Here is a 14,627-nt window from a genome sequence, read left to right on the forward strand (position 1 = left end):
CGAAACCGTGGTGCGGATATTGCAACTCATTGGTTCGTATCGGGGTGTCCCCTGAACTTGAGAGCGGATTGGTGCAACTTGCGTGATGGGCGTCCAATGGAAGTTTATCTGGCGCAACCGCGTGGCTTTTGCGCGGGAGTGGTGCGTGCGATCGAGATTGTGGAACGGGCGCTGGAGAAGTACGGCCCGCCCGTCTACGTGCGCCATGAGATCGTGCACAACAAGTACGTCGTCGAGAGCCTGAAAAACAAAGGCGCGATCTTCGTCGAGGAACTTTCGGAGGTGCCGCCGAAGGCCGTGACGGTCTTCAGCGCTCATGGCGTCGCCCGCAGCGTCGAGGAAGAAGCGGCCGCGCGCGACCTTCCAGTGCTCAATGCCACCTGCCCCCTGGTCACGAAAGTTCACAATCAGGGGAAGCGCTACATCGCCAGGGGCCGCACCCTGATCCTGATCGGCCATGCTGGCCACCCCGAGGTCGAGGGTACGATGGGCCAGGTTCCCGCCCCCGTCCTGCTAGTCCAAAGTGTTGAAGAGGTTAAGGCCCTTGAGCTGCCGGCGGATACGCCAGTGGCCTACATCACCCAGACCACCCTGTCTGTGGATGACACCAAGGACATCATTTCGGCCCTGCAGGCCCGCTTTACAGATATTCAAGGTCCGGATATCCGGGATATCTGCTATGCGACACAGAACCGCCAATCTGCGGTAAGGGATTTGAGCAAGCTGGTCGACGTGATCTTGGTGGTGGGCGCTGCCAATAGCTCGAACTCGAACCGGCTCCGCGAAATCGGCACTGAGGCCGGTGTCGCGAGTTATCTGATTGCCGACGGCAGCGCGCTCAATCCCGAGTGGTTGAAAGATGCCAGAACCGTCGGTGTCACGGCTGGCGCTTCGGCGCCCGAGGTACTCGTGGATGACGTGATCGAAGCAATGCGGCGGATCGGACCGGTCAAGGTCTCGGTGCTCCCCGGCCGCGAGGAAAACATCGAATTCCGGCTTCCGGCCCAACTGGCTGCGAGCTGACCCACCCGAATTTCAAGCCCAGAAAGAAACTTGTAATGGCTATCCCCTTCTTCAAGGAAATGCGTATCGGCGGCTATTTGATCAAGCAGAAGCTGCTTGGCCGCAAGCGCTATCCGCTCGTGCTGATGCTGGAGCCGCTGTTCCGCTGCAACCTCGCCTGCGTCGGCTGCGGCAAGATCGACTATCCGGATGCGATCCTCAACCGCCGCATGACCGCACAGGAGTGCTGGGACGCGGCCGACGAGTGCGGCGCGCCGATGGTCGCCATTCCCGGCGGCGAGCCGCTGATCCACAAGGAGATCGGCGAGATCGTGCGCGGCCTCGTGGCGCGCAAGAAGTTCGTCTCGCTCTGCACCAACGCGTTGTTGCTCGAGAAGAAGCTCGATCTGTTCGAGCCCTCGCCCTATCTGTTCTTCTCGGTGCATCTCGATGGCCTGAAGGAGCACCACGACAAGGCCGTGTCGCAGAAGGGCGTGTTCGACCGCGCCGTCTCCGCGATCAAGGCGGCCAAGGCCCGCGGCTTCACCGTCAACGTCAACGCCACCATCTTCGACGGCCACCCGGCCGAGGAGATCGCCAAGTTCCTCGACCTCACGGTCGAGCTCGGTGTCGGCGTCTCGATGTCGCCCGGCTACGCCTATGAGCGCGCGCCCGACCAGGAGCACTTCCTCAACCGCACCAAGACCAAGAAGCTGTTCCGCGACGTCTTTGCGATGGGCAAAGGCAAGAAGTGGAATTTCATGCATTCCGGCCTGTTCCTCGACTTCCTCGCCGGCAACCAGGAATATGAGTGCACGCCCTGGGGCATGCCCGCGCGCAACATCTTCGGCTGGCAGAAGCCCTGCTATCTGCTCGGTGAAGGCTACGCCAAAACCTTCAAGGAGCTGATGGACACCACCGACTGGGAGACCTACGGCACCGGCAAGTACGAGAAGTGCGCCGACTGTATGGCCCATTGCGGCTACGAGCCGACGGCGGCGACCGCAGCCATCAACAACCCGCTGAAGGCGATGTGGGTGTCGCTGCGCGGCATCAGGACCACGGGTCCGATGGCGCCGGAGATCGACATGAGCAAGCAGCGTCCGGCGCAGTACATCTTCTCGGCGGAAGTGCAGAAGCGCCTGTCGGAGATTCGCAAGGACGAGGCCGCTGCTGCCCAAGAGAAGGCCGCACGGAAGGCTTCGACCGCTGCCTAAGCGCGATGCCCTGTAGCCCGGATGGAGCGCAAGCGAAATCCGGGACGGTGCCTCCGCGTTGAAGGCCCCGGATTGCGCTCTGCTCCATCCGAGCTACGCAGATCAAAACAAAAGGCCCGGTCGCCATCGCGACCGGGCCTTTTGTTTTGTCAGATCGCAGAACCCCGCTCAGGCCGCCTCGGAGACCAGCGCCTCGCCCTCGACCAGCTCGGTGCCGATCAGGAAGTCGCGGCAGCCGCGAAGTGAGCGCAACGCGCGGTTGAAGTCGAGGCCGGTCGAGACCAGTCCATGCAGCGCGGTCGGATTGCGCGCGATGCCGCGCAGCACGGCCAGCACGTCGATCTGGCCGTTCGGCTTGATGGCGGCGCGGGCGAGCGCCGGCAGCGCGCGATGGGCGGGATCGCTGATGACGCGGACCGCGGCGAACGGCAAGCCGGCCTCGGCGGCGTAGGCGGCCGCGATGTGGCTTTCCATGTCGACGGCGGCCGCTCCGGTCTCGGAATGCAGCGCCGCCTTGCAGGAGCGCCCCGTAACCACTTCCTCGGCACCGGCGAGGCTGCCGCGCACCACGCGGCGGCGCCCCGACGTCAGGCGGTCGATCAGGTCGTCGCCGAGCGAGAGGCCGGCGGCCCAGCGGGTGTCGCCCGCGAGCACCTCGGTCGCCAGCACGACGTCGCCGGAGCGCAGCGTCGGGTCGAGCCCGCCGGCAACGCCAAAGGAGATCACACCGCGAATCGTCTCGGGATCCAGCACCGTCAACAGCGCCCGCAACTGGGTCGGGCTGCTCGACGAACAAATGACCGCCATTCCGGGCCCGGCCGCGATGCGGGCCTCCTGAACCAGTCCAGTCACGATCAATATCGGCCTCGGATCAACGGTTTGACCCGCGGTAAGATAGTCCCCCGTCCCCAAAGTCACATTCCGACCCCTACCACCCTGCTGTTGGTGTTCCGCAAGTTCCGATACCGCGCCAACGCCCACAGCGGGAAGAACTTCGGGTAACCATGGTACCGTAGATAGAATACACGGGGAAAGCCTGTGGCGGTGTACCGCTGTTCGTCCCACAGTCCTTTTTCGTTCTGTGTTGCAATCAGGTACTCCACCCCGCGGGCGACGGCCGGGTGATCAACCTCGCCTGCCGCCATCAGGGCAAGCAAGGCCCATGCCGTTTGCGAGGCGGTCGAGGCGGCCGCTTCCCAGCCCCGGTAATCCAGCCGGTAGCTGACGGCATCCTCGCCCCAGCCGCCGTCCTTGTTCTGGATCGAGGCCAGCCAGCCGGCGGCTTTCCGGATCATGGGGTCGTCATGGCGGACGCCGGCCATGTTGAGGGCGCACAGCACCGACCAGGTTCCATAGATGAAGTTCATCCCCCAGCGGCCATACCAGGACCCTTCCGGGTGCTGGGTCTTTCGGAGGTAGTCGATCCCGTCCGCGACATGCTTGCTGGTCTTCGCGGTCTCGCCGAGCTGGGCCAGCATCGAGACGCAGCGCGCGGTGACGTCCTCGGTCGGTGGATCGAGCAGCGCGCCATGGTCCGAGAACGGGATGTTGTTCAGATAATATTCGAGATTGTTGACGTCGAAGGCAGCCCAGCCGCCGTCGTCGCTCTGCATGCCCTCGATCCACTCCCGCGCACGGTCGATCGCGGCGTCATAGCCGGTCGCGCCGTGCTCCCGGCGCATGCGGTCCATCGACATCACCACCACCGCGGTATCGTCGAGATCGGGATAATGGGCATTGTTGTACTGGAAGGCCCAGCCGCCCGGGCGCACGTCGGGCCGCTTCACCGCCCAGTCGCCCTTCACCTCGAGCTCCTGCTTCGGGATCAGCCAGTCGAGACCCTGCTTGGCCGCCGGCACCGCCCTGTTACCGCCGGCTTCGAGCAGCGCGTGGGCGGTCAGCGTCGTGTCCCACACCGGCGAGACGCAGGGCTGGCAATAGGCTTCGTCGTCCTTGATCACGAGCAGCTTGTCGATACCCCGGCGCGTGATCGCGCGCGGCGGGAAGTTCTCGTCCTTGCCGAGTGCGTCGTACATCATGACGATGTTGGCCATTGGCGGATAGATCGCGCCCATGCCGTCCTCGCCATTGAGCCGCTCCTCGGTGAAGGCGAGCGCTGCCTCGATCGCGCGCTTACGCAGGCTCTTGGGAAACATCGGCTCGACCACGCGCAAAATGCCGTCGAGCGCGCGGAACAGCACGAACCAGGCCATGCTCTGGTGCGGCGCCTTGGCAGTCATGCCGATCGAGCGCGGATCCTGCAGGAACAGCTCGTCGATACCGATGCCCTTGGGATTCCTCGCCCGCGGCTTCAGCGCGGCGATGACCATCAGCGGCACCATGGTGGTGCGCGCCCAGTAGGAGATCTTGTTGATGTGGAAAGGCGACCAGAACGGCAGCAGCACGATCTCGATCGGCAGCACCGGTACCGCGCGCCAGGTCACGACGCCAAACATCGCAAGCATGAAGCGCGTGAAGACGTTGCTGTGAATGGCGCCGCCGCGGGAATGGATCGCCTCGCGCGCACGCACCATGTGCGGCGCGTCGATGGAATCCCCGATCATTTTCAGCGCGAAATACGCCTTCACGCTGGCGCTCATGTCAAACTCGCCGTCATGCACCAGCGGCCAACCGCCATGGGCGCCCTGAACGCGGCGAAGATAATTGGCGATCTTGGCTTCGAGCACGGCATCGACCGGCTCGGCCAGATAATGGCGCAGCAGCACGTATTCGGCCGGAATCGTGCAATCGGCCTCGAGCTCGAACACCCAATGGCCGTCGGGTTGCTGGAAGCCGAGGACGCCTTCGGTGGCCGACACAATGCTCGATTCCAAGTTTCTCAATTCTTGGGCTTCGCGGCTGGTCGCGTTCACGGAATCCATCTCGCTCGATTGCTCCGATAGTCGATTGAATTGGTCGAAATTGACCGGGACAAATGCCCGTCAGGGCCGCCTGTCAGTATCCCTTGGCGGCCAGAACCAGATCGGCGGCGCGATCACCGGATCGGACCGATCCCTCGATGGTTGCAGGCAATCCCGTAGCAGTCCAATCGCCTGCAAGAAACAGGTTTTTCAGCGCAGTGACCGGCCCTGGACGCAGGGCATTCTGCGCCGGAGTCGCCGCAAATGTGGCGCGGCGCTCGCGCACGATCTGCCAAGGGGGCAGCTCGCCGGAAACACCGCCCGCCTTGCAGACGTCGTTCCAGATCGCCTGCGCGAGTTCCTCGCGCGGCATCTCGACCAGACGGTCGCCGTTGCTGATGGTGACGGAAAGCCGGTTCGGGAACGCAAACAGCCATTCCACGACGCCACCGATTACGCCGAGGATCGGAGCCGATCCCGCCGGCGGCTCAACACGGAAATGCGCATTCACGATGGCGCGGAATTCGGTCGGCGTCTTCAGGCCCGGCAGCAAGTTGGAGGCAGCGCGCGGCGGCACCGCCATCACGACGACGTCGCCCGCGCCGATCTGGATCACATCCTCGCCGCCGAAATTCAGCGCACCGACCTTGCCGTCATGGGTCGCAAACGAGCGCAGCTCATGGCCGAGCTGAACGGTGTGGCCGCGCTCCTGCAGGAACGTCACGGCAGGCTCGATCAGCACCGCACTTAGTCCGTCCCGCGCGATCAGGGGACGGCAGGCCTGCCCGCCGGCAAGCAGCGTCTCGCGGACGATCGCGCCGGCAAGCCCAGCCGAGCCTTCGGGTGGATCGACGTTGAGCGCCGCCAGCAGTAGCGGCTGCACCAGGCGCTGATAGAGGATGCCCTCGCAGGGAATGGACTTGCCGACCAGCGTCTCTTCCGAGGCCCAGATCAGCGGCGCCAGCTTCAGATAATCGGTCAACCCGGTGTCGGGGACGCGGCGGCTCTCGTCGAGCACCCACGTCGGCAGCCGGCCGTCGCCGAGATCGATCTGCCAGCGCTGCCCGGTCGTGATATCGACGAAGGGAAACTGCGCGCGCTCCGGACCGACGAGGCCCGCCTCGGTGCCGATCGAGCGCGCATATGCGCGCGCGTGGCTATTGCCGGACAGCAGCAAATGGTTGCCGTTGTCGATGGTGAGATTGGTGGCACCGTCGAAATAGGAACGGCAGCGGCCGCCGGCCTGCTGCGTCGCCTCGTGCACGGCGATCTTGAAGCCGGCATTGGCAAGCCGCACGGCGGCGGAGAGGCCGGAGATTCCAGCGCCGATGATGTGAGCTGTTTTTTGCATCAGATGAGAGCGTAACGGAGCAGGATGGCGATGCGTGTGATCTTCGACACACGCACCGGCTGACGCGGCGCGTTGAACCCGCGCGCGATCAGGAGATCCAGAATGGCATGATAGTATTTCGACATCATCCGCGGCGCGCGCACCGCGCGGCGCCGGTTGCGATTCATGATCTCGTCCGACTTCTCGAAATACACCTTTGCGCGTTGCGCCAGCGGCAGGCAGACCTTCGGCAGCGCGCGCTCGACGATCACGCGGTCCGGATCGTTGGAGGTGATGCCGGCATGCAGCAGCGCTTCGCGCGGCAGATAGAGCCGCCCGAGGCCCGCGTCCTCGTCGATGTCGCGCAGGATGTTGGTGAGCTGGAGCGCGCGGCCGAGATGATGCGCGAGCTCGATGCCGTCTTCTTCCGGCAGGCCGAAGACCCGGACCGACAGCCGCCCCACGGCACTCGCAACGCGATCGCAGTAGAGATCCAGCGTCGCCATGTCGGGCGCGCGGATGTCCTGCGGCACGTCCATCTCCATGCCGTCGACGATCGCAAGGAAATCCTCGCGCTTGAGGCCGAAGGTCTTCACCGACGCGACGTAGTCCTTCAGCCGCGGCGGCGGATTGCCCTGGTAGAGCGCATCGATGTCGTTGCGCCACGCCTGAAGGGCGGCGAGCCGCTCGTCGCGCGGGCCATCGGAATCGGCGATGTCGTCGACCTGGCGGCAGAAGCTGTAGATCTGGAACATCGCTTCGCGCTGGTCGTGCGGCAGGATGCGCATCGCGGCGTAGAACGAACTGCCGGATGCGGTCGAGCCATAATTGGCGCCGGGCGAGGTCGCCTCAAGCGTCATGTGCAGTCCCCGGTCTGGAAATGGCCTTGCGTCCGACCGCGCGGCGGCCGACTTCGCCGATCATGCCGGCGAGGCTGAAGGTGAGGAGCTCGAGCTTGTTCAGGTGCACGCGCTCGCGCAAGGGATCGCGCACCTTCAACAGGCGCACGATGCGGTCGGCATAGGCCTGGATCACGGAGACCTCGACGCCGAGGCGGAAATCCCGGATCTCCGCAGCTAGCGACCTGCCCTCGTCGAGCAGCGCTTCGTTGCGCACGGCGAGAGCCTGAAGGCAGGCCAGCATCGCCGGCGGCGATTGCGCCAGTCCGAGCTGCTCGACCGAGGCGCCACTCGCGGCCAGCGCATCGCGCGGCAGGTAGACGCGGTTGAGCTCGCGGAAATCCTTGCCGCAATCCTGAAGGTGGTTGTTGATCTGCAGCGCTGCGCAGAGCGCATCCGACGCGGCCCAGGTCGAGGTGCTCTCACCATGGACGTCGAGCATGAAGCGGCCGACCGGCATCGCCGAGTAGCGGCAATAATGGATGACCTCGTCCCAATTCTCGTAGCGCAACTTGGTCACGTCCATGCGGAACGCGATGAGCACGTCGAGCGCGTGGCGCGGCGCCATGCCGCGTTCGGCCAGTGCGTGCCGCAGGCTGACGGCCTCGGCCTGGGTGTCGCCCTTGCCGAGCAATTCCGCCTCGAGCAGGTCGAGATAAGCGAGCTTCTCGTCGGGCGGCAGCGTGGCGTGGTCGGCGATGTCGTCGGCGGTGCGGACGAAATTGTAATACGCCAGGATCAGCGCGCGATGACGCGGATGAATGATCCAGGACGCGACGGGAAAATTCTCGTCGCGCTCACCCTTGCCGGATCGCAATTCGCTCGCAGAGGTCATCGAGGGCTGGTCTACAATCGTTTGGACAGGAAGGGCTTTTTCGCTCGCGCTAGCCCGTGCCGGCGATGCCGCCGCGGCCCCCATATAGGGGAATACGGCCGCAAAACCAATCCTGTCTCTCGATGGCTGCCCTTTGCGTATCAGGTCCGAAAAAGCGGCCCCGGAAGCCGCCTTTTGTGGGCCAGTGGCCGAGCTTACTGGTTGTGGTTCTTCAGGACCTGGTCGCAGGCCTGCGAAATCTTGGCCCGGTTCTCCTTGAGGCAGGCCAGGATGGTGAAATCGCCCTGGTCGATGACCGGACGGCAGAGCTTCTGCACATCGCGCGAGCAGGCCTTCTGCTCGGCGTCCGTGCCGCGCCCTTGCTGGGCGAACGCTGCGGTCGAGAGGGAGGCCGACAGCAAGGTGAGAGCGACGAGAAGCTTACGCATTGTATTCCTTCATTCTGACGGCAGAATCGCACCAATCCCGGGCAGCACAGGGCGACGACCGGATCGGATTGTTCTGATGGCAAGTCGCCGCAGGAGTAGCGGCCTCAGAGAAGGCACAAGCACTGGCAAATGCGGCCAAATTGGCGCCACGTCCACCAAATCAGGTCTTCCCTATGCCTTCTCTGGCAAATGTAAGAGATTGATACTACGCCATAATTCAGGCACGCCGCGTTTTGCTGCGCACCTGTTGCAGAGCTGCATCTCTCCATCCCGCCTTGGGCGCCAGAAACATGCCGAAACGCAGAGAATCCGGAGGTCAACCATGGCAAGCGCGCTTCGCGATGCCGACATGTGGGCGGCCGGCCATTGAACCTGACACAGGCTCGGAACACTAAACCTTCGATGTGGCGAGACGTCCTTGGTGACAAGCGAACGTCGTTCCAAAACGGGATATCTTGAGATGAAATTCTTTGGACGATCTGAACTGGCAATCAAGGCGGCCGGCATCGGCGCTGTGCTGCTGTTCTCAGTTTCGGCAAGTCAGGCTCAGTCGTCCGGACCGTTTGCAGGTTTCGAGGGCGCGTGGACCGGGACGGGTACGGTGTCGCTGTCCGACGGCTCCACCGAGCGCATCCGCTGCAAGGCGGACTACAAGGTTGCCGGCACCGGTCTCAGCCTCAAGCAGGCGCTGCACTGCGCGTCCGACAGCTACAAGTTCGACCTCACCAGCGACGTGACCAGCCAGGGCGAGCGGATCTCCGGCAATTGGAGCGAGACCAACCGCAACATCTTCGGCAATCTGCAGGGCACCGCCGGCGGCGGCCAGATCGAGGTTTTCGTCGAGGCCAACGGCTTTGCCGCCAATTTGTCGCTGCGCACCAACGGCACCAAGCAGACGGTGCAGATCTCATCCAAGGGCGAGATTCGCGGCGTCAACATCACGATGACGAAGGGCTGACAGCTCTTACCGCTTCGAAAGAAGCAAGCCCCGGTTCTCGCGAACCGGGGCTTTGTTGTTTTTCGGAGCCGCGGCGCAATCGCCGGACCCCGCCGATCCATGTCCGATGGATCAGCCGCTCAGATCGCCGGCTTGTCGGTGCCCTGAAGCTTGCCGTGCAGATTGATCAGCCACATCGCCGTCGGCCGCAGGATGAAGAGGTCGGCGACGAGCGCCATGACCATCGAGAAGGCGCTGAGCCAGCCGAACAGCCGTAGCGACGGCAGGTCGGAGAACACCGTGACGACGAGACCGCAGGCCAGCACCAGCGTGGTCAGGATCAATGCCGGGCCGACCAGCACGGTCGCGCGCTCCACCGCGAGCGCCGAGCCGACGCCCGGCTTGCTCTCGAGCCTGAGGCGATTGAGAAAGTGGATGGTGGCGCTTAAGCCCAGGCCAAACGAAACGGTCAGAGCCACGACGCTGGCGAATTGCAGTCCCTCACCCATCGCCCACAGCACCGTTCCCGACATCACCACGGGGAAGATGCCCGGCAGGATGCAGGCGAACATCACCACCCAGGAGCGGAAGGCCAGGCCGATGAAGATCGCGACCAGCGCGAATTCGACGGTGAGCCCGCGATTGAGCTTCTCGATCATGCCGGCCGAGTTGCGCGCGGCAATCGCGGCAAGACCCGTGACCGCCACTTCATAGCCGGGATGCTTCTTGCGGACGGCGTCGAGCTCGGAATCGAGCTTGTCGACGATCGGCAGGAGCTGGCTGGAATCCTTGTCCGGCACGCGACCTGCGACCACGACGGCGTCCTGCTCGGCATCGATGAACCGGCGCACCAGATGCTCCGGAATGACGCTGACATATTCCTTCAGGGTCGCGACATCGGCGCTGCCGGCCTTATCCGCGAGCCAGCGGCGCAGGGTCTCGACCGACCAGACGTTGCCGACACCGGCTGCCTTCTCCACCGTCGCGTGCACGTCCGCGATGGTCTGCAGCGTCTCCGGCGAATAGAGCGATTCACCCTTGGGGAACTGGATCAGAACGTTGACCGGGTTGGCGCCCGTGAGCTTGGCGTCGAGCCGGTCGCTGGCGGCGACCGCCTGGCGCTTGTCCGGCACCTGGTCGGCGAGCCGGTAGCGCGGCTCCAGATTGGCGTAGATGACGCCGAGGCCGGCGACGAACAGCACGGCGATCAGGCTGAACAGGCCGGGACGGCCCACCATGCGCACCGCGATCCAGTAGCAGAAATTACGCAGCGCCTGCACGCCGGCATCCGCGCTCTGGAACTTGGTCGCAAAGACCTTCTCGTTGCGCACCAACAGCACGCCGAACACCGGCACCAGTGACAACACCGCGACCAGCGCGATGATGGTGGCGGCGAGACCCGCCTCGCCGAACTTGCGGATCAGATCGGAGTCGGAGAACTGGAGCGCGATGAAGGAAATGCCGGCGGTGCCGTGCGTCAGCACGCAGGCCGGCCCCACCACCAGCACCGCGTTCTTGAACGCGGTGAACTTGTCCTGGCCCGCGATCAGCCGGTCGCGCGCGGCGAAAGTCAGCTGCATCGAGTCCGAGAAGCTGATCACCATGATGAGCGGCGTCATCACGTTCAGGAACATGTTGAGATTGAAATTGGCCCAGCCGAGCGCGCCGAGCGCCAGCAGGATCGCGATCATGGGCGGGAACGCCGCCGCCACCATGAACGAGATTTTTCTAAAGAAGATGATGGCGATGACACAGCCGGCGAGAATGCCGAGGATGTTGTAGGTGAGCCCGTCGCGCTCGACCGCGTTGCGGATCTCGAGCTGCATCACCGGCACGCCGGAAAGCTGCACGTTGAGGCCGGTGTCGCCGAGGTCTTCCTTCATCAGCGCGCGGATGTCGGCGACGGTCTTGGTCAGCTTGTTGGAGGCGACCACCTCCGGATCGAGCGACAGCACGATCAGCGCCAGCGTGCCGTCCTCGGACAACAGCTTGCCGCGGATGATCTCGTTGGCTTTGACGCCCTCGATGAACTTGTTATAGGCCTCGCCCTCGGGTAGCTCGGGCGGAAACAGCGCGGCGGGAAGCTTGCCCGGCGCCGGCGCCTGACGCGCGGAGAACAGCGAGACCAGTCCGCGCGTGCCCTCGACCAGTTGCATGTCGGTGACGAAGTCGCGCAGCTTCTCGAGGTTGTTCCGCGCCAGCAGGGTCTTGCCCTCGACCACGACGAGGACGTCGAATTCCTCAGCCGGGAACTTCTTGGTCACCGCTTCGTACTGGCGGAATTCCGGCGTGTTGGACCGGAACAGCTGCGACAGCGAATCGTCGATCTTGATCCGGTGGATGCCGAACACGGCGCCGACGATCAGCACGAGCAGGACGATGCACGAGACGATGGGCGCCCGGACTGCGATCAGCCCGATGCGCTCCAGCCCGAAGGCGATCGAGGACGCAGGTCCCTGCTCGACCTTGTCGACATGAACCTCACTCTCGCTGTGCTTTTCGAGCATGCCTTGTCCAGTTCCTAAATCGGCTCGGGTCTGTGAGCTTGTCGCGCCCCGCGAACGGCTTGAAAATGCCATACCAATGGGAGGCTTGCCCTTTGAAAATGCGCAGAAAATCGCCGCGAGGGGTTTAGCAGGTCAATCACCCTTCTCGCAAGCAGGCGGAGTGTGGCCGAATCGATCAAGATATGGCGATTTTGCCTTAATGTCCTTCATCCGGGCAAAGCCGTGCCAATTCGACGCGGCGCGCGGTCCGCGCTCTCGTCCTTCAGCGCCACACCGGTCAGTTCCCGCGCGAGCCCCTCGCGGACCAACCAGGCGATCTTGAAGGCGGCCTCGTCATAGCTCAACCCGGCCTTGTGGATGTTCGACACGCAATTGCGCTCGGCATCGCTGCGATCAGGCTTCGGGGCGAAAGTCAGATAGGCGCCGAGACTGTCGGGCGCCGACAGGCCCGGCCGCTCGCCGATCAGCGTCACCACCATGCGCGCGCCGAGAATGGCGCCGATCTCGTCGCCGAGCGCGACGCGCGCGCCTGAGGCGACGACGACATGGCCGATCGCGACACCATCGTCGGCTGCGAGCAACGGCAGCAGGCGCATTACGAGCGCGACCGCATGGGCGTGGACCGCCGCCGCCGACAGCCCATCGCCGATCACGACCGCGAGTTGGCACGGCTCCGAGGCGCTCCGCGTCAGGACCTCGGCTGATCCGGCATCGAGCCGTCTGCCCAGATCGGGCCGCCGCAGATAGTCCCCGCGGTCGACCGCCTGGCTGTTCGCCTCGTTAACGACGAGGCCAAGCGCGCGGAGGTCCGCGACCAGCCGCGGCGCATCGAAGACGGCATGCACGGCATCGCGGGCGCGGGCATGGTCCAGCGTGAAATCGAGCAGTGCCCGCGTCGGCAGGCTGGCGCCGCTGCGCCCGAGCGCGACGCGCGCGGGCGTGAGCGACCGCAGATCGAGGGTCGGACGACGCGGGGTGGCCGGATCAGACATGTCGCATCATTCGGCGGGGACGGAGGCCTCGCGTAGCCGGATCGAATAATTCGAGGCGTTCTGCTGGCCGGTCGAGGCCGCCCGCGCAAAGGTGATGAGATGGTGGGCGATCAGGGTGCAGCCGATCAGGCCTTCGAGATCGCCGCGCTTGATGCGGCCCAGCGCAAACTTCCAGAACACGCGCTTGTAGTCGCCGAGCACGCCGACCTTCCAGAAGATGTTTCGCAGCATGACGAGGCCGCGCCTGATGTTGGGCCAGGTCTTCATCTCGGCCGGCGTCGGCATCTTCAGGCGGTGCACGTAAACGTGGTCGCATTGATACTGGAAGCGCGCATAGACCTTCTCGGGCTCGTAGGCGACGGCCATCGCGTGCTTCCAGGACGCGACGACGTCGTCGTAGGGCAACAGGAAGTTGACATTGGAATCGCGACCGTCGTCCTCGACGAGGCGTCCCTCGCGCTCCAGACGGTCCCACAGCGGCGTCTTCGGCAGCGCCTGAAGCAGGTTGATCGTGAGCAGCGGAATCCGGGAGTCCTCGACGAAAGCGAGCAGCGCCTCCGAGGTATTCGGTTTGTCGGTGTCGAGCCCCATGATGATGCCGGACACGACCTCCATGCCGTAGGAGTTGATGGTTTGCACGCCCTCGAGGATCGGGACCATCATGTTGTGGTCCTTGTGCATCGCCTTCAGCGCATCGGGGTCGGGCGTCTCGATGCCGCAGAAGATGGTGACGAAATAGGCCTCGCGCATCTTCTCGAGAATTTCCGGCCGCTTGGCGATGTTGAGCGTCGCCTCGCAGGCGAGCCGCACCATGTAGCCGGTCCTCTTCTGCCATTCGATCAGATGCGGCAGGAGGTCCAGCGCCGCCTTGCGGTTGCCGATGAAATTGTCGTCGACGAAATAAACCGTGTCGGTCATGCCGCATTCGCGCAGGCGGTCGAGCTCGGCGATGATCTGCTCCGGCGACTTGAGCCGCGGATTGCGGCCGTAGAGGCCGGGGATGTCGCAGAACTCGCACTGATAGGGACAGCCGCTGGAATACTGGATGCTGCCGAGGAAATATTTCTTGACGTCGGCGAGCTCGTAGGCCGGGATCGGAAACTCCGTCATCGGCACACGGTCCTTGGTGGTCAGCACCACCTGCGCTTCCGGACGCGAGATATCGCGCGACAGTATTTCGAGCAGCTGATTGGTGGCGTCGCCGAGCTCGCCGACATGGAGATAGTCGAAGGAGGGATAGTAATCCGGGCAGGCGCTGACGGAGGGACCGCCGAGCGCGACGGGCAGATCGAACTCGTGGGCGCGGCGGCAGATATCGTTCATCTGCTGGCGTTGGATGTGCATGCCGCTGACGAAGACCGCCTCCGCCCATTCGAACTCTTCCCTAGTCGTACGGCGAAGGTTCTCATCGACGAATTTGACCTGCCACTCCTCGGGCAGATAGGCCGCGAGCAGCAAAAGCCCTTGCGGCGGCATGAAGGCGCGGACGCCGTCGGTCAGGGGGTAGGAATGCTCGAACGTCCCGAACGACGATGTGTATCGCGGAAACACGCAAAGAATCCGCCGGGACGTCCCGTTACTTTCAGCTCGCATCAAAGCTCCCCCGCCACGCTCGACTT

Annotated in this window: 12 protein-coding genes; 3 read left to right on the top strand and 9 right to left on the bottom strand. The window is 64.2% G+C overall.

Features of this window, described 5'->3' with window-relative positions; all coding sequences use genetic code 11:
• Positions 1 to 96 precede the first annotated feature (96 nt).
• On the top strand, positions 97 to 1,023 hold the full coding sequence (gene ispH / locus ABIC03_RS05985) for a 4-hydroxy-3-methylbut-2-enyl diphosphate reductase (RefSeq protein ID WP_219684809.1): 927 nt from the start codon (positions 97 to 99) through the stop codon (positions 1,021 to 1,023).
• Between the two features lie 35 nt (positions 1,024 to 1,058).
• Positions 1,059 to 2,219 carry an adenosyl-hopene transferase HpnH gene (gene hpnH, locus ABIC03_RS05990; RefSeq protein WP_007593619.1) on the top strand — a complete coding sequence of 387 codons (1,161 nt, stop codon included), beginning with the start codon at positions 1,059 to 1,061 and terminating at the stop codon, positions 2,217 to 2,219.
• A 168-nt stretch (positions 2,220 to 2,387) separates the two neighbouring features.
• Here hpnH and ABIC03_RS05995 read toward each other — a convergent pair whose 3' ends face one another.
• The 6 genes from ABIC03_RS05995 to ABIC03_RS06020 form a co-directional block, all read right to left on the bottom strand.
• Positions 2,388 to 3,137 carry a phosphorylase gene (locus ABIC03_RS05995; RefSeq protein ID WP_275170606.1) on the bottom strand — a complete coding sequence of 250 codons (750 nt, stop codon included), beginning with the start codon at positions 3,135 to 3,137 and terminating at the stop codon, positions 2,388 to 2,390.
• Positions 3,134 to 5,101, bottom strand: coding sequence for a squalene--hopene cyclase (gene shc, locus ABIC03_RS06000; RefSeq protein WP_354056324.1), 1,968 nt, complete (start codon positions 5,099 to 5,101; stop codon positions 3,134 to 3,136). The genes ABIC03_RS05995 and shc overlap by 4 nt, the downstream gene beginning before the upstream one ends.
• Positions 5,102 to 5,174: 73 nt before the next feature.
• A complete protein-coding gene (gene hpnE / locus ABIC03_RS06005; RefSeq protein ID WP_354056326.1) occupies positions 5,175 to 6,431 on the bottom strand; it encodes a hydroxysqualene dehydroxylase HpnE in 1,257 nt (418 codons plus the stop codon).
• Complete coding sequence (hpnD, locus tag ABIC03_RS06010) at positions 6,431 to 7,270, bottom strand: presqualene diphosphate synthase HpnD (protein ID WP_354056328.1); 840 nt, start codon at positions 7,268 to 7,270, stop codon at positions 6,431 to 6,433. Before hpnD ends, hpnE begins: the two co-directional genes overlap by 1 nt.
• A complete protein-coding gene (hpnC, locus tag ABIC03_RS06015) occupies positions 7,260 to 8,144 on the bottom strand; it encodes a squalene synthase HpnC (RefSeq protein WP_354056330.1) in 885 nt (294 codons plus the stop codon). The genes hpnD and hpnC overlap by 11 nt, the downstream gene beginning before the upstream one ends.
• A gap of 194 nt (positions 8,145 to 8,338) precedes the next feature.
• The gene (locus ABIC03_RS06020) at positions 8,339 to 8,572 is read right to left on the bottom strand and encodes a hypothetical protein (protein ID WP_007593627.1); all 234 of its coding nucleotides are present in this window, start codon (positions 8,570 to 8,572) and stop codon (positions 8,339 to 8,341) included.
• Positions 8,573 to 9,032: 460 nt separating this feature from the next.
• Between ABIC03_RS06020 and ABIC03_RS06025 the strand changes: the two genes are divergently transcribed.
• The gene (locus tag ABIC03_RS06025; RefSeq protein WP_106942534.1) at positions 9,033 to 9,530 is read left to right on the top strand and encodes a hypothetical protein; all 498 of its coding nucleotides are present in this window, start codon (positions 9,033 to 9,035) and stop codon (positions 9,528 to 9,530) included.
• Positions 9,531 to 9,649: 119 nt separating this feature from the next.
• Here ABIC03_RS06025 and ABIC03_RS06030 read toward each other — a convergent pair whose 3' ends face one another.
• The 3 genes from ABIC03_RS06030 to ABIC03_RS06040 all read right to left on the bottom strand — a co-directional run bounded on the left by ABIC03_RS06030 (position 9,650) and on the right by ABIC03_RS06040 (position 14,601).
• The gene (locus tag ABIC03_RS06030) at positions 9,650 to 12,016 is read right to left on the bottom strand and encodes an efflux RND transporter permease subunit (protein WP_354056333.1); all 2,367 of its coding nucleotides are present in this window, start codon (positions 12,014 to 12,016) and stop codon (positions 9,650 to 9,652) included.
• Between the two features lie 206 nt (positions 12,017 to 12,222).
• On the bottom strand, positions 12,223 to 13,008 hold the full coding sequence (eutC, locus tag ABIC03_RS06035) for an ethanolamine ammonia-lyase subunit EutC (protein ID WP_354056335.1): 786 nt from the start codon (positions 13,006 to 13,008) through the stop codon (positions 12,223 to 12,225).
• A gap of 6 nt (positions 13,009 to 13,014) precedes the next feature.
• A complete protein-coding gene (locus ABIC03_RS06040) occupies positions 13,015 to 14,601 on the bottom strand; it encodes a B12-binding domain-containing radical SAM protein (RefSeq protein WP_354056337.1) in 1,587 nt (528 codons plus the stop codon).
• Positions 14,602 to 14,627 lie beyond the last annotated feature (26 nt).

It is taken from the genome of Bradyrhizobium sp. RT6a, from assembly GCF_040547675.1.
Classification (GTDB): Bacteria; Pseudomonadota; Alphaproteobacteria; order Rhizobiales; family Xanthobacteraceae; genus Bradyrhizobium.